The organism is Methanosarcina sp. Kolksee (genome assembly GCF_000969945.1).
GTDB lineage: Archaea > Halobacteriota > Methanosarcinia > Methanosarcinales > Methanosarcinaceae > Methanosarcina > Methanosarcina vacuolata.
The window spans coordinates 950,265-972,715 of the sequence record NZ_CP009524.1 but is presented as its reverse complement, the minus strand read 5'-3'; the positions used below and the strand labels follow the sequence as shown (position 1 = coordinate 972,715).

The window sequence follows — 22,451 nt, the reverse complement described above, 5'->3', positions numbered from 1 at the left end:
TCTCTACTGTTTGCAGCCTAGAAAACAAAATCCAAGCTCTAGCTTGTGAAATTGAATTTTTATTATTAAAGTACCCATATCGAAACTGTCTCCTATATATGAGCCACTATCGTATAGAAAATAGTTCCCTATTGTATTTTTTACAGATACATTCTACAACTATATTACACTACACCTCAATGATTAAGAAACTGAATCGTTATATATGATAGGATGAAAAAACTGGGAGTAAACTGAATAACAGTTTTAAAGGTGATAAAGTATGTTTTGTAATCAATGTCAAGAAACTTTTAAGTCAATAGGTTGTACGAAAAATGGAGTGTGTGGCAAGAAAGGAGAAGTTGCAGATCTTCAGGACAGATTAATCTATGTTCTCAAAAGCATCTCTTTTTATAATCTTAAAGCAAGGGCTGCAGGTCTGAATGAAGAAGCAACAGATCGTTTTATTCTCGACGGCTTCTTTGCCACTCTTACTAACACTAATTTTGACAAGGAGGAAATTGAATCCTTTATAAAGAAAGGATTTGAGCTCAGAGACAACATTAAGGCAAAGCTTCCTTCGGGAATAATAGATGCCGAAAAAGACCTGCCTGCAGTGGCTACAGTTACCCCTGAAAACATAGGAAATTTGGATGTTGCTGTTCACTCAACTGCAGATGAAGATATCCGATCCCTTAGAGAACTTCTTACCTACGGGATGAAGGGAATGGCCGCTTATGCACACCATGCCTATATTCTGGGATATAAAGATGAAGCAAGCTTTGAGTTTATAGAAAAAGGACTGGTTGCAACAACAGACGACAGCTTAGGAGTGGAAGCTCTAATCGGTCTTGTCCTGGAGTGTGGACAGAAAGGTGTAGCTGTCCTCGCCCTGCTTGACAAAGCAAATACAGAAACATATGGAAACCCTGAACCAACAGTAGTTAACATAGGTGTAAGAGATAGGCCTGGAATACTTATCAGTGGGCACGACCTTCGAGATCTCGAACAGCTCCTTGAACAAGCGAAAGGCACAGGAATCGATGTTTATACCCACGGTGAGATGCTGCCTGCAAACTCTTATCCTGCCTTTAAGAAATATGACAATTTCGTAGGCAATTACGGAAATGCCTGGTGGAGACAGAACGAAGAGTTCGAAAAATTCAACGGCCCCATCCTGCTAACAACAAACTGCATAATCCCACCAAGGGAATCATACAGAAACAGGATCTACACTACAGGAGTCGTGGGTTTTGAAGGGCTTACCCACATATACGAAAAAGAAGATGGCACAAAGGACTTTAATCCCCTTATAGAACAGGCAAAAATGAGCAAGCCTCCCGAGCAACTGGAAAGTGGAACAATAGTTGGAGGTTTCGCACATGATGCAGCCCTTTCTGTTGCAGATAAGATCGTAGATGCCGTAAAAAGTGGAGCAATCAGCAGGTTCATAGTTATGGCAGGCTGTGACGGCAGACATAAGGAAAGAGCTTACTACACAGATTTTGCAAAAGCCCTGCCAAAAGACACAGTAATTCTGACAGCTGGCTGTGCCAAATACCGCTATAACAAACTGGATCTTGGAGATATAGGAGGAATCCCGAGAGTTCTCGACGCCGGGCAGTGCAACGACTGTTACTCGCTTGTAGTAATAGCTCAGAAACTTGCAGAGGCTTTCGGTCTCAAGGACATAAATGATCTCCCTGTTTCCTACAACATAGCATGGTATGAGCAAAAAGCCGTGCTTGTTCTGCTTGCTCTTTTGAGTCTTGGAGTAAAGAACATCACCCTAGGCCCAACACTTCCGGCTTGTGTATCTCCAAACGTTCTTAAAGTGCTGGTTGATAATTTCAATATCAGGCCAAACACAACCGTTGAAGCGGATATGAAAGTGCTTCTGAATCAAGCATGAGCTTCAGGAAGAAACTGGTGTTGCGTCAACAAACATTGATGCAACACTAGCATAATTTGTAAAAATATACAGGATAACATAAAATTATGGTTAAAAAGAGGGAACAATATGAAAGTTATTGAGATGAAGTCTTCACCTGAAAAACCAAATCCTCACAATGTAAGCGTTCGGACTCTTTATGATACAGAACATGCCCAAGCAGTACACATAGAACTCAAGCCAGGAGAAGCTTTAAAAAAGCATATCACTCCAACAGATGTCTTTTTCTATATTCTGGAGGGAAAAGGCGTAGTTGAGATTGGGGATGAACAACAGGAGGTCAGCAGGGATACGTTAATTGAAAGTCCTGCAAAAGTTCCTCATCGCCTTTTGAATCCTGGAGATGGAGTCTTTAGAGTACTTGTTGTTAAAGTCCCGAGGCAAACTGAATCCACACGTTTGCTGTAAGATTTAATCACACGAACAGGATAAATAAAACAATAGAGGAGAAATATGTCTACAGAAGAGAATAAAGCAATAGTCCGTCGATTCTTTGAGGAAGGGCCCTCTAAAGGAAATCTAAATATTGCCAATGAACTGCTATCATCTGATTTCACTCTTCATGTTCCTCTTCCTGTATCTTCAGGAATAAATGGAATAAAAGAAGTAATCACCTCATGCAGAGCAGCCTTCGAGCATCTTAATGTTACAATAGAAGATATGATTGCCGAAGGAGATAATGTGGCTGCTCGCTTCACAGCCCATGGTATACATAAAGGCGATTTTATGGGTCTGCCGATCACAGGAAAACCAATAACTATGACTGGTATAGAGATCTTCCGTATTAAAGATGGTAAGATTGTCGAGTTATGGGGTGAGGCTAACCTTCTCGGCCTGATGGAACAGTTAAGGAATTTGTCTTCACCTGGGAACCAGGATTAAACTCCGCCAGGCACACAGTATTCTGTTTGGGATTTAGTTCCTTGACCCTCACCTTGACAAAAAGGGATAAGTGAACCTATGAAAAAAATTAGAATAGGAATGTTTTCCTGGGAAAGTTTGTATTCCATACGTGTTGGGGGAATTGCCCCCCATGTATCCGAACTTTCAGAAGCTCTTGCAGCTGAGGGACACGAAGTTCACCTTTTTACACGGGGCCACGAAAATAATGATGAGATAATTACTGGCGTCCACTATCACAGAGTTACCTGTGATCAAATTGGGGGGATAGTGGAACAGATGAACCTGATGTGCGAAAATATGTACAATCGGTTCCTGAATGTAAGAGAGAAAGCAGGTGAATTTGACGTCTTGCATGGGCACGACTGGCATCCTGTAAATGTTCTCTGCAGAATAAAAGCCGAGTTCGGGCTGCCCTTTGTTCTGACTTTTCACAGCACTGAATGGGGACGTAATGGAAATCGTTATGGAGACTGGTGGGAGGCAAAGGAAATCTCGCATAGGGAATGGCTCGGAGGGTACGAATGCTCCGATGTGATCATTACTTCGACAATATTAAAAAAAGAAATTCAGCAAATTTACAAAATTCCCGATTACAAACTCTGGAAAATTCCTAACGGCATAAATGTGGGAAAGATTAAAAGAGAAGTCGATCCAGGGAATATAAAAAAGCATTATGGCATTCATCCGTGTCTTCCAGTTGTGCTTTTTACTGGAAGGATGGCATATCAGAAAGGGCCTGACCTGCTAATAGAAGCTGCGGCAAGGGTTCTGAAGAAAAAGAATGCACAGTTTGTACTCATAGGAGAAGGAGAAATGCGCGCCCATTGTGAGTATCAAGCTCATAAACTTGGGATCGGTAATTCCTGTAACTTTCTTGGGTATGCCCCGGATAATACTGTGATAGACTGGTTTAATGCCTGTGACCTTGTCTGCATTCCTAGTAGGAACGAGCCTTTCGGAATTGTCGTACTTGAAGCCTGGGATGCAAGTAAACCGATAGTCGCAAGTGATGCAGTCGCCCTTGTGGAAAACTTCAAAACAGGTATTATTGCTTATAAAGAACCCTCTTCTATTGCCTGGGGTCTAAATTATATCCTTGAAGGGCTTGGTCGTAACAGGATGGGAGAAAAAGGGAACGATCTTCTTAAACAGAAATACAACTGGAAAACCATAGCGGAAAAAACGTTGGAAGTATATGAGAAATTGGTTGAAAAGCACAAATCCAGTTTTTGAAACTCAAGAAGCTGATGTTTCTCTTAGAGCCCATCCAGAAAGTCAAAAATGAGTAAATGACTAAATGAACTCAGAAAATGTTTAAATAATTAAAAGGGGGGGGAAGTAGTTGATTCGACTGAAAAGGATTTATGAACAGCCATCAGACCAGGACGGATTCAGGGTACTTGTCGATAGGCTTTGGCCTAGGGGGCTTCGAAAAGATGAAGTCAGGATTGATCTGTGGTTAAAGGAGATAGCTCCTAGGGACGAGCTTAGAAAACTGTTTTCACATAATCCTGAGAAATGGGAAGAGTTCAGGAAATGCTATCTTGAAGAACTGGAGCTAAAAGAAGAGTATGTACAGAAACTCATAGATAAAGCGAAAGAAACTGACCTGACCCTACTCTACGCCGCAAAAAATGAAGATTTTAATAACGCCGTAGTTTTAAAGGAGTATCTGAACTCCAAATTAAAGAGACCATGATCGCGAAAAATTGGATAGTACAAAAAATGTGTATCGATCCCCCTATATTATCAATAAACCAAGGATAAACATAGATGAGCGCAGATCAGAATCCGTGCTTTACGTTTAAAAGTACACCCAAAAAGCCAAATAATGGCTGTATTTTCAGCCATACTTCTTGAAATTTAATCCTTAGTTGGCAAGTTATAGAAGAAGAAATCCAACGGGAAAAGTTAGATCGTATCTCCTCAAAAACCTTAGTTGCGGCAATTAAGATCTCTTCCCTTAGGTATTAATGAGCACGAATTGTTCAAATGAGCACGAATTGTTCAGAGGAATCTCCATCTTTTCTTTTATCTTTAGACATATAATTTACCTCAAATCAGTCAACCATAGCTTTGACTAAAGCATCTCGAACGTCCGAGTAAAACTGAATATCAATCTTAGTTGCCATATCATCAGATAGGTCGAAAAGCTGACGGCGACAAGAAACGGGCATAAGAAGGGCAGTTGCACCTTTTTCAACAGCAATTTCTGCAATAGTCACGGGATTATGAATAGGCTCAATGGAACCACCCAAAGCAATTTCGCCAACTATGATCAAACCACCACGAACACTCCTCCTTAATAATGAAGTACAGAGGGCAACTAAAGAGGGCATTCCGAGCTTTGCTCCAGACTTTGAGACATCAAAAGCTCGTAACTGGACTGTAAATTCATGATGGCGAGGATCTTTGTCTCCTACAAGTTGCATAAACCTAGAATAGAGATTCTGTTCAGCATAGTTCACACTCTCACGGAAAGCCTGTGGAACCGGTTTATTTAGAATTTTCACACCTGATCCAGGGCCTTCATTTACTTCGATACGGTATAGTCCAGGATGTTCGTCTATACTGCCAGGGCTAATGGCCCAAACCTGTCCGGGTTCCAAAGGATCTCCTCCGATGCTGTTTTCACTCTGAAGCTCAGGTGTAGAGACGAACTTTTCTATTCCATCTTCTCCCATAACATAGCTGAAATGGGTATTCCGAAACTCTGCTGCACCGATTCTCTTTTGTTGTTCCTTAACACGGCGTCTTGCTTCCATAGCAATCCGGACAGCCCATTCAAGTTCCTCCTCTGGAATTTCTGTGGTATCTCCGGGATAGAGCAGTTTCAAAAGCCCGCTAACAGTCTTGTTTACCGCATTTGTATCCCGGCCGCTGAGCGCACCTCCGTAAAAAACACGGTTCTGCAGCAGAGAAACTCGGCTCTGATTGCGAAGCTGACTCCAGCACTCCGAAAGGAAATCACTGACTAGGCCAAAGTGATCAGTGAGTAATTCTTTATTGATCTTGGGAACATCCCAGCCTGGCAGATAAGCATGAATACGATCCATGAAAGCAGTGTCATCTCGGATTTCCGGAGGCATGGGGCCGAAGAGATGGCTAACATGTTGTTGATGCTCAACATCTACCTCAAAATTACCGACCAAGACCATGCTTCCATCGGCACGGATACTCTCTTTGCCCCGGCTGAACTCCCCAGATTCCATGTATCCTTTCATGATATTGACACCATCCTTCTGATCGAAGCTGATGCCAGAAATTTCATCAAAACAGACTACATCATACTGACAGACAAGTCCACGCTGACCAGTGGAGTTATTTACAAACATCCTTGCTACTGTAGCTTTTCCGCCGGAGATCAGATGAGCATAAGGTGAAATCTGCTGGAAGAGATGACTTTTCCCGGTACCGCGAGGCCCTAACTCCACAAGGTTATAGTTGCGTTCTACGAAAGGCACCATCCTTAGAAGGAATGCGTTCTTGACTCTTTCAGAAAGGGCTGTTGGTTCGATGCCTATGCTTCGAAGTAGAAAAGCCTTCCATTCTTCGGTAGTAAATTTTTTCCTAGCCTCTGCCATAACATTCAGTACATCTCTCTTAGATAGCTGGATCTCCCTAAGGCTTTCAACTCCAAAAGGTCGTCCCTTGCTTTCCTGGGCAATGGCTGCATCATAATTGAGAGAAATTTCAGCGTAGAACCCTCCAGTCAACATTCTTTCGTGCTCATTTACCAGTTCAGAGCTGATTCTAACATCTGTTAACTGAAGGCTAGGTAATGTTGCTACATAGGAGTCTGTTTTAGCATCAAGGCGGGCAGTAATGAGATCTATAATCTTCACTTCACCGTTTTCCCTTGCTCTGGATTTAAAAAGTTCTTCTTCTCCTGCCTTTACGGTGCGAGAATTTAACTGCCGCTGGACGATTTCAAGTCCTTCCTCTATCTCATCATTATCTATACTTGCGCAGTAACGTCCCAGAAGGAACTCTACAACGTAGGTAGGTACTGGAAATTGACGACTGAAAGTCCGAACAAGATCTTTCCTGACCAGATATCCATCAAGAGACGAGGCAGCCAGCCTGTCTATCTGATCCAATTCACTCATTCTTTACCTCCACCGATGACTGTATCAGTTTGGGCCACAAGCTCACCATTGGAATTAAGCAGAACGATAGTTGCACTGACCCCTTCCAATTCTTCACTTTCAACAACTACAGAAGCTGTTCCGTTGTCTTTCAACGGATTTACTTTCAGAACCACACTGGAAAACGAATCTCCTGGTTGAGTGCGAATATCAAGTGATAACCCAGAGAATTCTCCATCAACGGCAATGGTGCACCTCAGCCCTTTCCAAACTATATCCGTAAGTTCCACGGAAACAGCTGAAACCTTCGATACTCCAGACGAAACGTTTAGTTCCAGTGTTAGGCACTCTTGGAGGCTCAAACCACCATGAGCATATTCCATACCATTACGGAAACAACTAATGCCATCTGCAAGAGCAAAATACTGATTGCTATTCCAGTACCAGGGATATAGCCTTTCATTTGTTGTGGCACCAGGTTTGATTGAGGCGCAGCGTCCCCATTTGCTTTCTACCAGTACACTGGGTAAATCGATTTTTGGTAGTCCACCTGGCAATAGAAGCCATCCATGATCAGTGACTATATGGACACTCTTCCACCCAGCTTTAAGAAGACGAATTACCCTGTCCTGAATCTCGCTCAATGTGCTCTCAAGATGCTTGGAGAGTTTACATCCCCTGTCATGACCGTCATGGTCAATGTTGCCGAATTCACACCAGGCACGACCATTTACGTTGCCATTCGATGAGCGTTCTAAAATCTCCCATCCTCCATCAATTAGCAACTTTTTCAGATGGTAACCACCTTTAAGGGACTGACCTGTTTCAGCGACAACGGGCTCAAAGTCAGTGCTGGAATCTTCACCTTTTATCTTATCTCTCACAGGGGTCACTGCAGGCTTACCCGTCGCTGTAATGCTGGGAAGAGCTGACCATACTGTTTTTTCTTCTACCTTATATTCTTGAGAAGCAAGCATTTCCACAAGCCTTTTAGCGGTGTCAAATCGAAGTCCGTCTACAAACAGGACGCATTCTCCATCTTTGTATTGAAGTATTTTGCAATTGGATGCACTACCACCTGGATATCCTGATTTTTCCACAATCTTCTGCAGGTATCTGGCGGATTCTTCAGCCCAAGTGATATAAATAGATTGAATTGCTTTTTTGATCGCCTCAAGGTCTTCTTCATTTTCCACACAGGCAAGAGCCTTCATCACGGCATCGTCAGCTCTCCAACCGGCGTTCGTATAACCAGCCATGAGGTCATCAACGGAACCTGCAGCCAGAGCGGTATTCGTGGTAGAGGCAAGAACAGAAAGGTGTTCCATAGCATGTGCAAGAGTAGATTCACCCAACTCTGCCCATACCATACTGCGCCTTGATTTATGCTGGGTTTCAAACTCTGCAAGCTTTTTACGGGCTTCATGAGGTGGCATGCTCTCCAGAGCACTTAAATCTGTGCGAAGCTTATTCTCTTGGGTTTCATTCCACTGTGGCCAGCCATCAAATTTGCCTCCCCCTAGGTGCCACTGGATTGTTCCATTAGGTGGTTTACACTTGCGTATTTGAGCAGGGATATTAGGATATCTTTTAGGAGCTTCTCGGTATCTATCCCAAACAGGATTCCAGGATCCTTCGTGGCAAGCCAGTTTTGTCGCTCCAACAATAACTCCATCTTTTTCCGGATCAAAAGCGAACTGAGACTTGCAAAGTTCCACGAAAGCTTTCCATTCATTTTCATCATGTTCATCATGGAAGGTATCCCCATGATCAAGCCATTGAAGCAAGTCACGGACAGGGTCACCCCCAGTAAGTAAGGCATTAAAGTAGTCCTTGTCTAGACGTTTACCTTTGAGGAGTTCTACCTCTTCATCCAGCAAAGGGCAAAGAGCCATTTGCATGGCATTCTTGGCGTCGTTGTCCAGAGCAACATCCAGGCCCAAACCTCCCTGGTCAGATTTGAGGAAAGCGAGGATAGTCCAGTCCTTGGAATTGATCTGCGACCAGATCACACCAAGGTACTGGAGTGAAGCCAGAGGCTTTAGCTGGTCAGGACAGCTTTCCACAGCCCTTAAGTCCTGGCGGCTGAAGCCCGGAATGTAGAAAATAGGTGTCCTGTCACTCGGCAGATCAACATCATCAACTTTACCTGCAACTACACAACGCAGCCAGATCGCCGGCCCTGTCCGTTTTTCAGGATCGTAGTCACCGAGGACAAAGAGCTCAGGTAGCTCATTCTGCAGGTTAGGAATCACAGCCTCCCACTGCCTGTCGCTGTCCGGCCATAAAATGCAGGCAGGAGCTACCTGCACATCCGAATTGTAGACTGCAGCCTGACGAATTTCTTTGATAAAATGTTCTATGACACGCATTTATTCCTTCTCCTTCAGGGCAAAAAGGTTTAGCGTCTCTTCAACGAGCCTGGAAGTTCTTGAATCGATCCTTTCGATATTCCATTTGTCAGTTTTCACGAGATCTTCATTCAGATAGAGGTTGTTTAGGTATCCAATATAGCGCCCTTGTTTATCTTTCCGGTCTCTTTTTTCTTCAAAACTTCTGTTCCCTAGATTGCTATTATACCCTGAAATGGTCAGATTTCCGAGACGATCGACATATTTTGCCTGCAACTCTATAGCTCTTATTTTATCCCCCTCAGCAATCATATCTATCCACGGCTGAGGAATATTTTCACCTTGGGGGAATATGTGTTCTATAGTCCAAACGTATCTTTTTCCTTCCATTGCCCAAAGATCCACCATGCTCTCTCGTGTCTTGGCTTTTTCTTCCAATGCACAAAGGATGAAACGAACAGCGTCGGAGTTTTCTGAATAAACCGGCCCTTCAAGAAGTCTACGAAATACCTCATCATTAGCGGAAACAGCTACAAGTTCCTGTTCAACTATCCTAACAATTTCATCGCCTTTCAGTCCATCTATTTTGTTAATAAGATTCATGAAGAGGCGAGTTAGATCTCTTGTCGGAGGAGTATCTGTAAGGTTCCTTCTCACAAAGAAACGGACGAGCAATTGGATAATTTTGTTTAGGTGCATTTCGTCCAGAAGGTAGCGTTCCTTTTTGAGAAAAACGAATAAAAGAGCTCCGTCTCCCTCAAAAACTACAACTGCTTCATTGTATGAAGTTCTAATGCCTGTTACTATGCCTTTCCACTTCTGGTTTTCGTATCTGACAGCCATTCCAATTTTAAGGTCTTCAATTCTCATTTGTTGCGCTCCTTTTATGTTACTACAATAAAGTAATTAGGCTTAAAGTATATAAACTTTATTCCTTTGAGTATAGCATATATCTAGAACAAAAATATGAGATTAATGAAGCATTTTGAATATAGGATTTTATTCACTAAAATCTATTTTTAGTCATAAAGTATATATACTTTAAGCCCAACAATGATATTGTACAAGAAAAAACCGGATAAGCTAAAAGGAGTAGTAGAAATGATTCAGAGAAAAGGAAGAGCAACAAAATGGCAGAAAATTCAGAAAAATCTCGAAAGAGCAACAACAATATCCGAGGCTTACTTAATTCTTGAGCCTTTCAACCTGACAAATGAGGAAGCTTGCAGGATAGCACAACAATGGCAGATAGGAAGGCAGATTCTTGCAAGGCATGGGGTGATCTAAATGATCCCCTTTTTCTGGACGTGGGGAAGAGAACGCACCTGCGAAAAAGAGATGAGAAGTTGATTAATCCCTGTTTGTCGTCATAAAGTTTATAAAGTTTAAGTCTACTATATAAAGAATATGACTGGAGAACCTAATAGACCGTCTAATACTGTACCCATGAAAATAATGTGCAGTATGGTGCTGATCCCTAATAGAAATGATGAAGTAGAATATTTCAAAGTGGATTCTAAGGGATACCCTATGCCTAAAAAAACAGCATACGCAAACAAAGAAGTAACTATTATAGTCGGACACAAGGAACGAAATAACCTTATGGTTACGCCTGATGACCGTGTATTTACTGGCGTTTTTGGAAATAATGGGCGCCTGTCTTCTGTGGGAAAGGAATTAGAGGGTCAGGAACTCACAGTAATTATACACATCCCCGAATAAACTTGTTTTCTTACTGCCTCTCCATTTTCTCTTTTGATCTAATCTCTCGATTTCATCTGTGAACTTACACCTTATCTAAGCCTTTACAGAAGCTTTTTAATAAAGGTAATGAAACACAGTCTAGCCATACTGAACACCTTGCAGACAGGCTAATAATAAGCCCAGTCTCATCTCTGAGAGATCAGAGAGTCTAGATCTATCAAGTTTGCTGAGGAAAATAATCGTCATCGGTAAATTTCCTGCATTTTAGCGCTGCTTTGGCCGGTTTGCTGTGTGAGCATATAAACGCAGCAAAAGCCATGTGTCACGGATATAGCTGAAAATAGAGTTGCAGGATGAAGTTCCGGTTGCAAGATGAAGTTCCGGTTGCAAGATGAAGTCAGAATGCAAGATGAAGTCAGAATGCAAGATGAAGTCAGAATGCAAGATAATGAGGCAAACTGAAACCGAATCCGGTATTTCTGAAATTTTCTTTGCTGCGATATTTGGCTGAAATTTTTAAACAAAAAAAAATAGGTTTTTTGAATAGTTGACCGTAAAAATGTAGGTTAGAATTATCCTACATTGGATGTCCTCAATCTTGCCAGCAGTCAGCAGTGTTAACAATTGGTATTTCCTGCATCGTGTACAGGTTTCGCAAGTTTTGAAAGAATTTCCTGCCTGATCCTTTCGGTTTCTTCCTGCTTCAGCTTCGGGTTTACGTTGACATTCACATTTTCAGAGCGTGCTTGAATGTTTATATTATCCTTTTTGCTCCAATCCTGCGGGAATCTCCTTTCAAGTAAAAACTTAATGGATTCGAGATTACCCATAGAAGCAGCCTTTCTTAACTGAGTCAGGCAATCCCTCATTAAGTCTGCTTCTGATTCCTGTACCGCTGCATAGAAAGAAGCATAAGGACTTTTTCCCTCTCTACCGAGTTTTACCCAATTATTCCAGGTCTCATAAGTAATTCCTATAGCTGCTGCAGCAGAGCTGTAGGACATTCCGAGCTTTATGTTTTCTTTCGTAAGCTCTATCATTTCTGGTGAAAGTTTCGTTTTTCGAGCCATAATAAACTTATTATTATATATCAAGATATAAAAAATAAACTAGAGTTTTAATGTTACTTGTTACCTTTTTGCATTTTTTCGTTTTTCGATTATTTGGTTTTTTTGGGGTCGAATAGAGAATTCTGCCAGACTTTATGCTCCTGAATTAAACCTAAACTCAGGAGCCTTGTTTCAGCTTAATCTTAGGCTCGCCGTAAGGAGTTCACACACTTTCTGGCAGTTATTACCCATAGAAAAATATATGAGTTAAAACCCATTTAAAATGGTATAAATATAAAACTAAGAATATTTTTGTGCATCTATTCCCGCCACATCTAAGGGAAGAAAACCCTTCTTTTTAAGATTCGATCTAATCTCTTCCAGAGCCCTATCTTAGCAGTGCCACATACACAATAGGCGGCGCGTGAGAACAGTAATAATTACTGACGAAAACAACCATAACTCCTGAAGAAATTACAGTAATCCATGATGAAAACACGGCAACCAACGATGAAATTACAGTAATCCATGATGAAAACACAATGCTTCCCTTATCTTGAATGAAGTTTCATGCATCAGAATCAGATGTGTAACGCACCTCCTGGCACTGATACGGCACGTTTCGGCACAAAACACTGCAATTACAACATCTGTGGAACGTTTCCTGCATTTTTCACTCAGCAGAGACTGCCCATTACAGAACTTTACCTGCATCTGACAGGGCCTGACAATTACTCCATAAGATCCTTAGAAACTTCTGCACAGAACATGAGTTCCTGAAAGAGTCCCTACGAAATGGCATGAGGCTTATTCTAAAGCCCTACAAGAAGAGTTCTTTAATTTCGTCAACCCAACCAAGCGATTTAAACTCAATACAGAGCTTCTAATTAAGTCACACCCTAAAGATGTTGGTTATTCTCCCCCGCGCCCCCAGGAATTTAACGCCACTCCTGCGGTGGGAAGGTAATGCTGACTTGGGAATGTCAAGTTAACTTTCGCGGTCAACTTGGAATTCGTGGATGCAAACTTGTGCAAATTGGTATTCCGCAACTCCTGTGCCAGTGCATAGCCGGAGCGCAAGTAGGGCGAAGCCCGTTGAATGATCTCCCATAGTGCTCTAAACTTATCCATTAACAGTATTTTATAAATATCAGTTTAATTTAATAAAATGGTTATGTGCTTAGTGATTTAGCCTCTATACAACCACTGTTCCAGCTTTTATTCAGCTCTTATATTACAGCTTTTGGCTTTTATTACGCAACTCCTTCACCATAAGGCACTCTTGTTTGGGTCATGAATAGGTCATGAAATTGATTCAGCATCAGTTGTCACTGGGTCATGAAACGGTCATGAAATTATTTTAGCCATAAACAGTATCTATATACACTAAGGTCATGAAAGTCATGAAATATAGAAATAATATACGCTACGTAATCTCAGAAAAAAAAATATTCTATACACAAATAATTTTGTTTTTCTCCCCCTCAAATATCTCTCTATATGTTTCAAAAATTCCATGACTTTCATGACCCAAACACTAAAGAATCTTTTAAGATATCGAAAATTCGTTATTTTAAAAACATGACCTACTTGCTAAAAATGTATTACAATGTTTCCTACTGATACCTATTACTAAGGTCATGATTTTGAAATTGGATTTCATGACCTTTTCAGTTTTAGGTCATGAACTTGAAAAAAGGAGTGGTTTTTCAACAACAGGAGTGGCGCAACTCCTATGATGTTGATTAGGTAAAAGTCGAAAAAAAAGAAGGTTAGATTGTTTTTAGACAATCTTGAATGTTGTGCTATTAAGCTTCTCGATATCTCCATTCTTTGCAAGCATACACAGAGTACTGTCAATTTCTTCGCTTGTATCATTGATTATCTGCTTTATCAGGTCTACACTGGCTGAACCCTGCATTTCTGTAAGGAATCTAACTGTCTTCATAACCTTTTTGACACTTTCTGTCTGGGGTGTGTCCTCAATTCCACCTTCTTTGAAGTCAAGGCCAAGAACATCATTCATCTTGCTAATGTATATCCTGACTCCTCCGACAGCAGAACCATTCCTCTTGAAGGACAGGTTTCCTCTCTTGTCTTTAGGGGCAATTACATTGTTTGCAATCCAATCTTCCTTTATCTTGGTTGGCTTCATACCGTTTTCTTTGAGTTTCAGAGTAAGTGCAGACCCAACAATGTCTATGTATTTCTCGTCAATGTATCCACATCTCTTGTTTCCTTCATTGGTGACTGTGCCAGATGCAGGGCAGATTGCAAAGTTCCTGTACTCAATGTTTACCCAATCGTTTACAAGTCTGAGTGCCCTAACCCATTCCATTTCAACAGGTCTTTCCTTAACACAAAGCACAAAGTACTTGTTAACTATCTCTTTGGCATCCATTGCGTCAATTCCAATCTCTGCAAACACTTCTTCAAGGATCTTCCCTGCAACCATGATTCCTGCAAAGATTGATTTTGATCTTCCCTGTACATTATCTACTGCTTCTGGAAGTTCTCCAAGACAGGTCTCGTACATTGCACAGAGAGTCTTGTTGTTCTTCTTTTCAAACACTTTTGCAAGGAACAGGTCAACAACATGCCCGCAGTTCTCTGAAGTTTCCTTCTTAATGAGTTCTACTTCTCTGGTTTTCATTACAGGGATGTCAGCTTTAAGCTCAATTACTCTGTACATCTGACCAGCGTTATCAAGACTGTCTCTGAGCATGTTTTCACCAGTTGTCATGCAGGTGGTGCGGTATATTTCTCCGCCATCCCTGTGTCCATCCTGAGTGCTTTTCATCTTGGCAATTCCACCTGTAATCTGGTAGACAACATCTTTAATCTTGTCTTCTTCACCAGTGGTTTCGTCAATTAGGAAAGGCAAGTCTGAGTAATCTCTTACAGTTACGAACATTCCATTCCTTGTACTCTTAGGACTTAATGTAAGCTTATCCATTCTTCCAGCCATTGTTAGGCATACTTGTGTTGAGAAGGTTTTACCTACTGAAGTGTTACCGTACATGTCTGTTACGTGTGATTCGAGACCAATGACATAGTTTGTCATTGCTGACATTGTATCGTAAGCTCTGAACCTTATTATTTCGTGGTTAAAGATTCCTCTTGTACCTTTTACCCACCCTTCTAGTGTTCCTCTCTGCTCAAGGGCTTCAAATCCAGTAGAGTCTCCAATATTAAGCATTGGTGCTGTTCCGTCCTTTGTAACAACCCTGTTTCCAAGAACAAACATGGTCTTGTCTTCAGTCCATCCACACTGTTTTGCAGAGAACTCTTTCTTGAAGAACTGGGCCATGTCCCTGATTGAGTTACTCACGTAGTCTACAGTTTCATTAAGGATGTTTCCGGACTCAGGGCAGTTGATATTCTTAAGCAGGAATTCCTTCTTGAGATCCTGTTTAGACATAAGAACACTTGGGCTTGACCAGTATTCCTGAATGTTACCGTAGTTGTCTGAATACCTGATCTTATAGTAAGACTCGTCACCAGTAAGAGACTTGCTAACTCCGCAGAGTACAAAAGGTGTTCTGCAAACTGTTATTAGTTTCTCAGACTCATCACCATCTGGACTCATTACAGTTTCTGTTCTGAATATTCCGTTTGAGTTTATTGAGTACTCTCCCTTATCAGCATTTGGAAGCACGTATGATTCCCAATCGTCTTCAGGTTCGCTGTTAACGTTTTGCGGAAACTCTTTTTCGTCTTTAGGTGTTGCGCTAAAGTTTGACTTGCTCTTTACCTGTCTATTTTCTGAGCAGATTGACTTCATTTTTGTTGAAATGAGTTTACCCTCTGCTGCTGAAATTTTGAAGTAGTCGTAAATATCTACAGTTATGAATGCATCTATTTGACTGTACGTGAATCTTGAAAGATATGTTTTTGCGAAGTCGAGAGCTGCACTGAATTTATCTCTTTTATTTCCAGGCACAGGTATTGTGTGCATAAGTTCAGTTGCAGCCTCTTCTGAGAAGTCAGGAGCTCTAGTTTCGAGATACTCTCCCATTACTTCTGATATATCTTTGATTCTTTCTTCGTCCTGCTGCTCTTCTTTAGGAAGCAGTTTATTATGATCAAGCATGAATCTGAGTCTGTTTTCTGAGTCGCTTATCATCTGTGCTGTTGTCATTATTACTGGGAAGTTATCCATTTTTCAATCACCTTTTCGGAAATCATGGTTTTGAAAAAGAGAAAACAGACAAACGCATGCAGTAGACCAAAAAAGCTTTTTATACAAAGAAGCACTATTTATACATGAAGTTGTGCTTATGGATATGACAACTTCAGATTTTTAATGGTGCTTACAAATAAAGAGCATGGCACTTGCAGGCAGGCTTCTCAAAGTTGTCCAGACTCTGAAGCTTGTCTGTTTACTACACTTTTCTATTATGGTTGTTTTATGAGTGTTATTTACTGCGTGCTTTCCTTCTGGCCTTTTCCTTAGTTGCTTTTATCATTCTTCTCCATTCCTGCAGTTTGCATTATTCGTTTTGCAATAGCTCGATCAAATGGATCAGTACTCTTCCTCATATGCTCCAATATGTCAGGGTGCTGAGTACTCACCAGCTTTGTCCATTCCAAAAATGATATATTACTTAGGATCATATTTTTCATAGCTGGACACTTCCGTTTAAGTTGTGGTCGGTACTCCGGTTCCTTCATCTTGGCGGGTGGCAGGAACCGGGCAAATCTTAAGGTTTCCATCATCAAGCAGTACAATTTTCACAGAATCACTTTTTTTCATTAAGTTGCTTCTGATCCATTCTGGGGGCAAAAGAACAAAAAATGAACCTCTGACCTGCTGCAATTTTCTATTTCTAAAGATTAACATTGTCTTTCCTCTATTCTACACATATGTTTTGAGATTGTAAAAAAATATCCTTAGATGAGGTAATACCTAGGGGTATGAAAAACAAGTCATACACCATGTTATCAAGAGGTAGAAGCAAAGAACTTATACACCTAAGCATATGCATTTACAGATGGTACAAGTAGAAAAAAAAGAAGATAGAAGTCCAGGAGATCGTCTACCCATAGGAGAAGTAAAATCTGAAATTATTTCGTATATTCTCAGTAAAAATGACGCTGTATCAGCAACAGATTTAAAAACACATTTAAGAGAAAAATATGGGATAAGAAATAAGAAGAACATCGATAACCACTTGAATGGATTAGAAGACGATAATTGTATAGAAAAAATTAAACCTCCAAGGGATGGTTTTGAGAACAAGTGGGATATAACAAAAATAGAAAATTTGAAGAATATCATGTCTCTTTTCCCTGAGATACGATTGAACAAATATGAAAAATCTGTTAATATAGTCATCAAGAAGTTTAACTTTACTGCAGGTTCAATTCATGCAAAAAAAGCGTTTGTTCAATTATCATTATCTTCTTCTTTTTTCGCGAAATGTCTGGATACTGAAATTAAGACATTACACGCCAGAGCTTCCAGATTTTACCAGGCGGACGGAGACTTTATGAAACGAAAGATCGAAAGACAGATCGAGGAATTGATTCACGAGGCTTATCCTGAATGTATGAAAAGGATTCAGAAAATTCCTGGCATTTGGTCGGTTGTTGATGAAGAGTACATAAAAGATTCAGTGAATTTAGATATTTATCAAAATTCTCCACAGAGCTTTCAGAATAGCACAATATCAGAAGAAAAATTCCAAGAAATGTTGGAAGAAATAAATTTCCCGTTAGAAGAGAAAAACTCCCACAAGCAGATCCAAATAATTGTAAAAGAGCTATCTATGAAGATGTCGGATGAAATCCTCTCAGAAAGGGAGAAGAAACTTCCTAAAGATTCCCTACAGAATCAGGAAGGATTGAACAAAATGCCTGATAAAATATTTGAAAAGCTAATGGAAGAATTTCCGGCAGACTTGCCCACTAAAATACATACTATAATAGTCAATCAGTATCAAAACGTAAGTATAAGCTTCGACAAAGTTTTCGACCACTTTTATCGGCGAGACGTTATGGACGGTAGTGACATCTACGAAGAACGAGAATTTGTATCTAAGATAAATGAGATTACTTCATTTGACATATTTAATATAAAACAATTGGATATTGAACTCGATAAGTTAGAGCACCTTTATGATGATTATTACGAAAAATGCAGAAAAAAAATGGGAATTATATGAAATAACAATCCCATCAGAACTTTATATGAATCATTTTTTGGCTTTAAACATCTCCTCCTTAAACTTGGAGATTTCTTCAAGCCCCTGTTCATATGCAGCCTTCATTTTTCTAAGTTCTTCGAAGTCCGCAAATTGCATATAATCTTCTTTTATGGATTCTACCGTTGTTGTAGCTTCTCTAGATAAAGGCAATCCACATTTAAGACAGAACCTTGCATTTACAGGAGTTAGCTCATGGCATCTGGGACACACTCCAGGCTTCAAGAATTCAGTATCATCTTCATTTGTTTTAATGCCATACATTTTCAAAACAGCGTCGTCCATATTTTTTCCACTCAAATGAACGTATGTAGCTGGTTGGGTCGATGTAGGAGACCAACCTAAATACATCTTGAGCTGTTGTTCTGTAAAATTTGCAGCTAGGTGAGTTGCTCTATCGTGGCGGAAGGAATGAGGATTGACTTTTTTCTCTATTCCTGCTTTTTCCCCACATCGATTGAATACATTAACAAGCCCGGTAGCTGACATAAGGCCAGCTTTTTTGTCCAATGTGCACCATAAAGGTGCATCTCTGTCATCCTTTCTAGGGTGATCATCTATCCATTCCCGTAGGTATGGAGCAGAGAAAACCAGTCTAACCCTCCTAGCTCCGGTCTTACCTTCTGGGAAGGTAATCACAGCCCCATGCTCATCAAACTCTACGTTTTTGAGCTTAACAGACAGTTGTTCCCCTCTTCTGGCGCCAGACTCATAAAAACAAGCTATAATGGCTCTGTCCCGACTATTGCTGCCTGCTTCAATCATTTTTACAATATCTTCTTTACACTTGATGTCTTCAGGAAGCTTCTTTCCTTTGAGTCTCTTACATTTTATTTTTTCGTGAAGCTCGTAATTTTTGTTCCATTTTAAGAACTTCTTGAAAGATACTTTTCGAGTCTCCTTTGTCGGATCAGAATATTTCTTTACCTTTCCTGCCCTATCTTTGTAAGTATAGTTTTCTAAAGCATCAAAAAAGAGATAAAGGTCATCCTCTGTAAGTTTCCCCAAATCACATTCATGAAGAGCCTTCGCTATCCATATCATATTTTCCATATGGTTTAAAGCTGTTCTTTCACTATTCCCTTCATGCCTCAAATATCTGAAATACTTACTCAAAATTTCCCGATTACATTCTGAAAGCTCTTCAGACCTTAGGAAGTTTTCAGCATCCACTAGTTTGAACATACTAAGTAAATGGCATTCTTAGTATTTAATTCATGAGGTACTCAATTTTCGTGCCTCAGAACTCATAGGGCTCATCATGAAATCAGTGAACTTTTTCATCACAGGCACTCAATTGATGTTCAGATAATACATGGGGTTAATATAAGAAATATCTTTCAGAAAAAAATAAAAAAATATGAAGATACAAAATATGAAGATACAAAATATATCTTAAAAAAGTTTTTCAGTTTTCTCCCTTGAGTTCGGCCTCGATCTCGGTAGCAATCTTGCGGGCAGCTTCTCTCGGAGATTCCGCTTTGTAAATAGCTCTTCCTACAATTACCCAGTCTGCGCCTGCGGCAATAACATCAGATGCTTTTCCTCCCTGAGCGCCAACTCCAGGGGAAATTATAGTAAGTTTCTCGCCGATAATTTTTCTGATCGCCTTTACTCTTTCCGGTCTGGTCGCGGGTGCAACAAGGCCAAAAGCTCCTGCTTCGGCTGCCATTCTTGTGATTGCTTCTCCGACAGGCTGGAGAAATTCGGCTCCTCCCGGGTGGCTCATTTCACTTACCACGAACACGTCTTTCCTGTACTCGGAAGCGACTTCAATGCAGGCATCAAGGCTGTCTCGGCCTGTAAAGCCCTGGGCAATGACTGCCTCTGCTCCTGCCTCAAAGACCTGTTCGCAGATAAGGCGGTTTGTATTTGGAATATCGGCAACCTTGAAATCAGCTATTATCGGAGCAAACTCTGCAAGCTCCCTGATGATTCCAAGCCCGGTAGCAAGTATTAGAGGATAGCCTACCTTTATAGCGTCCACGAATTCCGAGACATCTTCCGCAATTTTAAGAGCTTCTTCCCTGTCGGAAACATCAAGGGCAAGGATCATACAGCTTTTCTTTTCCATAAAATCACCTCTTTGAAAGGCGTGTACGCACAGCTGCAACCATAAGCGGGAGAGTAATAGTTGCATCTGCATACACGGTTACGGCTTTTGCGTTTTCCCCTACTTTTCCCCAGGACTGGGCTTCATCAAGGGTTGCCCCGCTCAGACCGCCAGTCTCAGGGTGGTCCATTGTTAACTGGATAGCATAGTCAAAGGACTTTGGAGTCACAAGCATGGATTGCAGGATATAATTTTTGGGAACCCCTCCGCCAATGAGCAGGGCACCTGCATTCTCAGCCGCATAGCAGGTCTCTATAAATTCGTGCATATCAGCAAATGCATCAACATGTAGAGGGTTTCCTTCCTTATATAGCCAGGCCTGAAGCCCTATGACTGAGTCCTGAAGAGCAGGGCAATATACAGGCACTCCCATCTCTGCTGCGGTTTTCAGGATAGAGGAATCATCATCAAGGTTTTTTCCGATCTCAGTAAGCACCTGCCGGATCGAGAGTTTTTCCTGAGGAAGTCCAGCATAAACACTCTGTAAAAAGTCCTCAAGATCGGTAAAGTGCTGGTCAGGAAGATAAACATCGTAAATCCTGTCAATGCATTCATTCTTTAACTGGATATCATTTGCACAGTCTGTGCCTTTATAATGGTGAAGTCCCAGAGCTTCTACAGTGTCGTGCACCATATTAGCTCCGGTCGTGACAAGCACGTCGATGTAGCCGTCTCGTATTAAATCCGCAACAATGTTTCTCATGCCTGCAGGAGTCATGGCACCTGCAAGCCCGAAAAATTTCGTAGTTTTTTCGGAAGCAAGCATCTCATAATAGATTTCTACGGCCTCAGCCAGCCTGCCTGCTCCAAAGGCACAGCCTCTGTATTCCCTGACAAGATCATCAACACTCATGTCGGGGTTGATCTTTGCGGCTTTGATTGGGGTCGAAAGTTTTTTGTTTGGAGTATTACAATCCATTCGATTTCCCTCATGAAAAGGTATGATAGATCATATCTTTGAGAATTATCTCTTTGAAAATTATCTTTTTGAGAATTATCTCTTTGAGAATTATCTCTTTGAGAATTATCTCTTTGAGAATTATCTCTTTAATAATTATTAATTCTAGATTATTTTTGAGCTGATATTGAATTACCTGAAAACACATAGTATATGATAAACTTTCTCTTTATTCATTCAGTTTTAAAGTTCACGTACAATACTCTAGACCATCGATCTAGAATACAATCTTACCTGAAAATCTAAGAACTCTGAATCATTACACATTTTATATCAGATTAATAACTGAAAGAATCAGGCTAGAATATAATCAGGTAATATTAATACCTTCATGGTAAGGTCTTAAGAACATGTCTGCTGAACCATTAAATAATGAACTGATTAAATACGAAAACATCGGGGTTTCTTTTGAGAACAGAAAGATACTCTCAGGTTTTAATTTGACCGTAAAGAGAAACCAAAAAATTCTCCTGCGGGGAAAGTCCGGAACAGGAAAAACCACCCTCTTAAAAATACTGCTTGGTTTTACAAAGCCTTCGGAAGGCACCATCTATTTCAGGAACCGGGTAATTGATTCAAAAACCTGCTGGGAGGCTCGAAAGGAAATTGCTTATGTAGTACAGGATACTGACCTTGGGGAAGGAAAGGTCAAAAGTCTCTTAGACGATGTCTTTTCTTACAGGGCAAATAAAGAAAAACTAGACCATGAAAAACTGAGGGTTTTTATGCGGGAGCTAGAACTGGAAGACGATATCCTTGAGAAGGATTTCCAAGAGCTTTCGGGTGGAGAAAAGCAGCGAATAGGAATCCTCATTGCTCTTCTCCTGAACAGGAACATATACCTGCTTGACGAAGTCACTTCCGCTCTTGACGCGAAATTAAAAAAGAAGATTGCAGATTATTTCCTTGCCCGAGAAAACTGGACTCTTCTGATCGTCTCCCATGATAGGGAATGGGAACGCGACTGGATGGAAACAATAAATCTTGAAACCAGGTCCTGAGAAACTTCCAGGATCACATTCAAACAAAACAGTAGACAAACCAGTAAACAAAACAGTAAACGAACCAGTAAACAAAGCAGTAAACAAAGCAGTAAACAAAGCAGTAAATAAAACAGTAAATAAAAACAAAACCCCGGAAGACTGAAAA

The 22,451-nt window shown here is 40.8% G+C and carries 21 protein-coding genes; 11 read left to right on the top strand and 10 right to left on the bottom strand.

Features of this window, described 5'->3' with window-relative positions; genetic code table 11:
- Window positions 1–262: 262 nt before the first annotated feature.
- The 5 genes from hcp to MSKOL_RS04110 all read left to right on the top strand — a co-directional run bounded on the left by hcp (window position 263) and on the right by MSKOL_RS04110 (window position 4,532).
- Window positions 263–1,891: a hydroxylamine reductase gene (gene hcp, locus MSKOL_RS04130; protein ID WP_048118478.1), complete on the top strand. Its 1,629-nt coding sequence runs from the start codon at window positions 263–265 to the stop codon at window positions 1,889–1,891.
- A gap of 108 nt (window positions 1,892–1,999) precedes the next feature.
- Window positions 2,000–2,338: a cupin domain-containing protein gene (locus MSKOL_RS04125; RefSeq protein WP_048118475.1), complete on the top strand. Its 339-nt coding sequence runs from the start codon at window positions 2,000–2,002 to the stop codon at window positions 2,336–2,338.
- A 45-nt stretch (window positions 2,339–2,383) separates the two neighbouring features.
- Window positions 2,384–2,812 (top strand): ester cyclase, encoded by a 429-nt coding sequence (locus MSKOL_RS04120; protein WP_048118473.1) that lies wholly within the window; start codon window positions 2,384–2,386, stop codon window positions 2,810–2,812.
- 78 nt (window positions 2,813–2,890) lie between these two features.
- Window positions 2,891–4,066, top strand: coding sequence for a glycosyltransferase family 4 protein (locus MSKOL_RS04115; protein WP_048118471.1), 1,176 nt, complete (start codon window positions 2,891–2,893; stop codon window positions 4,064–4,066).
- 109 nt (window positions 4,067–4,175) lie between these two features.
- Window positions 4,176–4,532, top strand: a complete 357-nt coding sequence (locus MSKOL_RS04110; protein ID WP_048118469.1) for a DUF488 domain-containing protein — start codon at window positions 4,176–4,178, stop codon at window positions 4,530–4,532.
- Window positions 4,533–4,893: 361 nt separating this feature from the next.
- Here the strand turns inward: MSKOL_RS04110 and brxL are convergent, their stop codons facing one another.
- The 3 genes from brxL to MSKOL_RS04095 are packed head-to-tail and all read right to left on the bottom strand — an operon-like array spanning window position 4,894 to window position 10,142.
- Window positions 4,894–6,942, bottom strand: a complete 2,049-nt coding sequence (brxL, locus tag MSKOL_RS04105; protein ID WP_048118465.1) for a protease Lon-related BREX system protein BrxL — start codon at window positions 6,940–6,942, stop codon at window positions 4,894–4,896.
- Window positions 6,939–9,293 (bottom strand): BREX-1 system phosphatase PglZ type B, encoded by a 2,355-nt coding sequence (pglZ, locus tag MSKOL_RS04100; RefSeq protein ID WP_048153870.1) that lies wholly within the window; start codon window positions 9,291–9,293, stop codon window positions 6,939–6,941. The genes brxL and pglZ overlap by 4 nt, the downstream gene beginning before the upstream one ends.
- Window positions 9,294–10,142, bottom strand: coding sequence for an HNH endonuclease family protein (locus tag MSKOL_RS04095; RefSeq protein WP_052725332.1), 849 nt, complete (start codon window positions 10,140–10,142; stop codon window positions 9,294–9,296).
- A 231-nt stretch (window positions 10,143–10,373) separates the two neighbouring features.
- On the opposite strand from MSKOL_RS04095, the gene MSKOL_RS04090 reads away from it, so the two are divergent.
- Together MSKOL_RS04090 and MSKOL_RS04085 are read left to right on the top strand one after the other, a co-directional pair.
- Window positions 10,374–10,559: a hypothetical protein gene (locus MSKOL_RS04090; protein ID WP_048153868.1), complete on the top strand. Its 186-nt coding sequence runs from the start codon at window positions 10,374–10,376 to the stop codon at window positions 10,557–10,559.
- Window positions 10,560–10,802: 243 nt separating this feature from the next.
- Window positions 10,803–10,994, top strand: a complete 192-nt coding sequence (locus MSKOL_RS04085) for a hypothetical protein (RefSeq protein WP_156150960.1) — start codon at window positions 10,803–10,805, stop codon at window positions 10,992–10,994.
- A 599-nt stretch (window positions 10,995–11,593) separates the two neighbouring features.
- On the opposite strand, the gene MSKOL_RS04080 is transcribed toward MSKOL_RS04085, so the two are convergent.
- Window positions 11,594–12,046, bottom strand: coding sequence for a hypothetical protein (locus MSKOL_RS04080; protein ID WP_048153865.1), 453 nt, complete (start codon window positions 12,044–12,046; stop codon window positions 11,594–11,596).
- Between the two features lie 549 nt (window positions 12,047–12,595).
- Between MSKOL_RS04080 and MSKOL_RS04075 the strand changes: the two genes are divergently transcribed.
- Window positions 12,596–12,805: a hypothetical protein gene (locus tag MSKOL_RS04075; protein ID WP_048153863.1), complete on the top strand. Its 210-nt coding sequence runs from the start codon at window positions 12,596–12,598 to the stop codon at window positions 12,803–12,805.
- A gap of 1,003 nt (window positions 12,806–13,808) precedes the next feature.
- Here MSKOL_RS04075 and MSKOL_RS04070 read toward each other — a convergent pair.
- From MSKOL_RS04070 to MSKOL_RS21720, 3 genes are all read right to left on the bottom strand, one after another.
- Window positions 13,809–16,187: a DUF927 domain-containing protein gene (locus MSKOL_RS04070; protein WP_048153861.1), complete on the bottom strand. Its 2,379-nt coding sequence runs from the start codon at window positions 16,185–16,187 to the stop codon at window positions 13,809–13,811.
- A gap of 290 nt (window positions 16,188–16,477) precedes the next feature.
- Window positions 16,478–16,651, bottom strand: coding sequence for a hypothetical protein (locus MSKOL_RS19785; RefSeq protein WP_156150958.1), 174 nt, complete (start codon window positions 16,649–16,651; stop codon window positions 16,478–16,480).
- Between the two features lie 16 nt (window positions 16,652–16,667).
- On the bottom strand, window positions 16,668–16,868 hold the full coding sequence (locus tag MSKOL_RS21720; RefSeq protein ID WP_048153859.1) for an AbrB/MazE/SpoVT family DNA-binding domain-containing protein: 201 nt from the start codon (window positions 16,866–16,868) through the stop codon (window positions 16,668–16,670).
- Window positions 16,869–17,019: 151 nt separating this feature from the next.
- On the opposite strand from MSKOL_RS21720, the gene MSKOL_RS04060 reads away from it, so the two are divergent.
- Window positions 17,020–18,192 (top strand): hypothetical protein, encoded by a 1,173-nt coding sequence (locus MSKOL_RS04060; RefSeq protein ID WP_156150957.1) that lies wholly within the window; start codon window positions 17,020–17,022, stop codon window positions 18,190–18,192.
- A 30-nt stretch (window positions 18,193–18,222) separates the two neighbouring features.
- On the opposite strand, the gene MSKOL_RS18640 is transcribed toward MSKOL_RS04060, so the two are convergent.
- The 3 genes from MSKOL_RS18640 to MSKOL_RS04045 form a co-directional block, all read right to left on the bottom strand.
- On the bottom strand, window positions 18,223–19,404 hold the full coding sequence (locus MSKOL_RS18640) for a tyrosine-type recombinase/integrase (protein WP_197078825.1): 1,182 nt from the start codon (window positions 19,402–19,404) through the stop codon (window positions 18,223–18,225).
- A gap of 235 nt (window positions 19,405–19,639) precedes the next feature.
- On the bottom strand, window positions 19,640–20,305 hold the full coding sequence (pyrF, locus tag MSKOL_RS04050) for an orotidine-5'-phosphate decarboxylase (RefSeq protein ID WP_048153855.1): 666 nt from the start codon (window positions 20,303–20,305) through the stop codon (window positions 19,640–19,642).
- 4 nt (window positions 20,306–20,309) lie between these two features.
- Window positions 20,310–21,263: a deoxyhypusine synthase gene (locus tag MSKOL_RS04045; protein ID WP_048153853.1), complete on the bottom strand. Its 954-nt coding sequence runs from the start codon at window positions 21,261–21,263 to the stop codon at window positions 20,310–20,312.
- Window positions 21,264–21,652: 389 nt separating this feature from the next.
- Here MSKOL_RS04045 and MSKOL_RS04040 point away from each other — a divergent pair, with 389 nt between their 5' ends.
- Together MSKOL_RS04040 and MSKOL_RS20635 are read left to right on the top strand one after the other, a co-directional pair.
- Window positions 21,653–22,303: an ATP-binding cassette domain-containing protein gene (locus tag MSKOL_RS04040; RefSeq protein ID WP_048153851.1), complete on the top strand. Its 651-nt coding sequence runs from the start codon at window positions 21,653–21,655 to the stop codon at window positions 22,301–22,303.
- Entirely contained in the window at window positions 22,287–22,448 is a 162-nt protein-coding gene (locus tag MSKOL_RS20635; protein ID WP_197078824.1) for a hypothetical protein, read from the top strand. The genes MSKOL_RS04040 and MSKOL_RS20635 overlap by 17 nt, the downstream gene beginning before the upstream one ends.
- Window positions 22,449–22,451 lie beyond the last annotated feature (3 nt).

Excerpts from the sequence above, each read along its gene's own strand:
- hcp (WP_048118478.1), top strand. The coding sequence starts at position 263 with ATGTTTTGTAATCAATGTCAAGAAACTTTTAAGTCAATAGGTTGTACG.
- pglZ (WP_048153870.1), bottom strand. The coding sequence starts at position 9,293 with ATGCGTGTCATAGAACATTTTATCAAAGAAATTCGTCAGGCTGCAGTC.
- MSKOL_RS04125 (WP_048118475.1), top strand. The coding sequence starts at position 2,000 with ATGAAAGTTATTGAGATGAAGTCTTCACCTGAAAAACCAAATCCTCAC.
- MSKOL_RS21720 (WP_048153859.1), bottom strand. The coding sequence starts at position 16,868 with ATGTTAATCTTTAGAAATAGAAAATTGCAGCAGGTCAGAGGTTCATTT.
- MSKOL_RS19785 (WP_156150958.1), bottom strand. The coding sequence starts at position 16,651 with ATGAAAAATATGATCCTAAGTAATATATCATTTTTGGAATGGACAAAG.
- MSKOL_RS04115 (WP_048118471.1), top strand. The coding sequence starts at position 2,891 with ATGAAAAAAATTAGAATAGGAATGTTTTCCTGGGAAAGTTTGTATTCC.
- MSKOL_RS04070 (WP_048153861.1), bottom strand. The coding sequence starts at position 16,187 with ATGGATAACTTCCCAGTAATAATGACAACAGCACAGATGATAAGCGAC.
- MSKOL_RS04045 (WP_048153853.1), bottom strand. The coding sequence starts at position 21,263 with ATGGATTGTAATACTCCAAACAAAAAACTTTCGACCCCAATCAAAGCC.
- MSKOL_RS04060 (WP_156150957.1), top strand. The coding sequence starts at position 17,020 with ATGGTACAAGTAGAAAAAAAAGAAGATAGAAGTCCAGGAGATCGTCTA.
- MSKOL_RS04080 (WP_048153865.1), bottom strand. The coding sequence starts at position 12,046 with ATGGCTCGAAAAACGAAACTTTCACCAGAAATGATAGAGCTTACGAAA.
- brxL (WP_048118465.1), bottom strand. The coding sequence starts at position 6,942 with ATGAGTGAATTGGATCAGATAGACAGGCTGGCTGCCTCGTCTCTTGAT.
- MSKOL_RS04085 (WP_156150960.1), top strand. The coding sequence starts at position 10,803 with ATGCCTAAAAAAACAGCATACGCAAACAAAGAAGTAACTATTATAGTC.
- pyrF (WP_048153855.1), bottom strand. The coding sequence starts at position 20,305 with ATGGAAAAGAAAAGCTGTATGATCCTTGCCCTTGATGTTTCCGACAGG.
- MSKOL_RS04095 (WP_052725332.1), bottom strand. The coding sequence starts at position 10,142 with ATGAGAATTGAAGACCTTAAAATTGGAATGGCTGTCAGATACGAAAAC.
- MSKOL_RS04075 (WP_048153863.1), top strand. The coding sequence starts at position 12,596 with ATGCATCAGAATCAGATGTGTAACGCACCTCCTGGCACTGATACGGCA.
- MSKOL_RS04120 (WP_048118473.1), top strand. The coding sequence starts at position 2,384 with ATGTCTACAGAAGAGAATAAAGCAATAGTCCGTCGATTCTTTGAGGAA.
- MSKOL_RS04040 (WP_048153851.1), top strand. The coding sequence starts at position 21,653 with ATGTCTGCTGAACCATTAAATAATGAACTGATTAAATACGAAAACATC.
- MSKOL_RS04090 (WP_048153868.1), top strand. The coding sequence starts at position 10,374 with ATGATTCAGAGAAAAGGAAGAGCAACAAAATGGCAGAAAATTCAGAAA.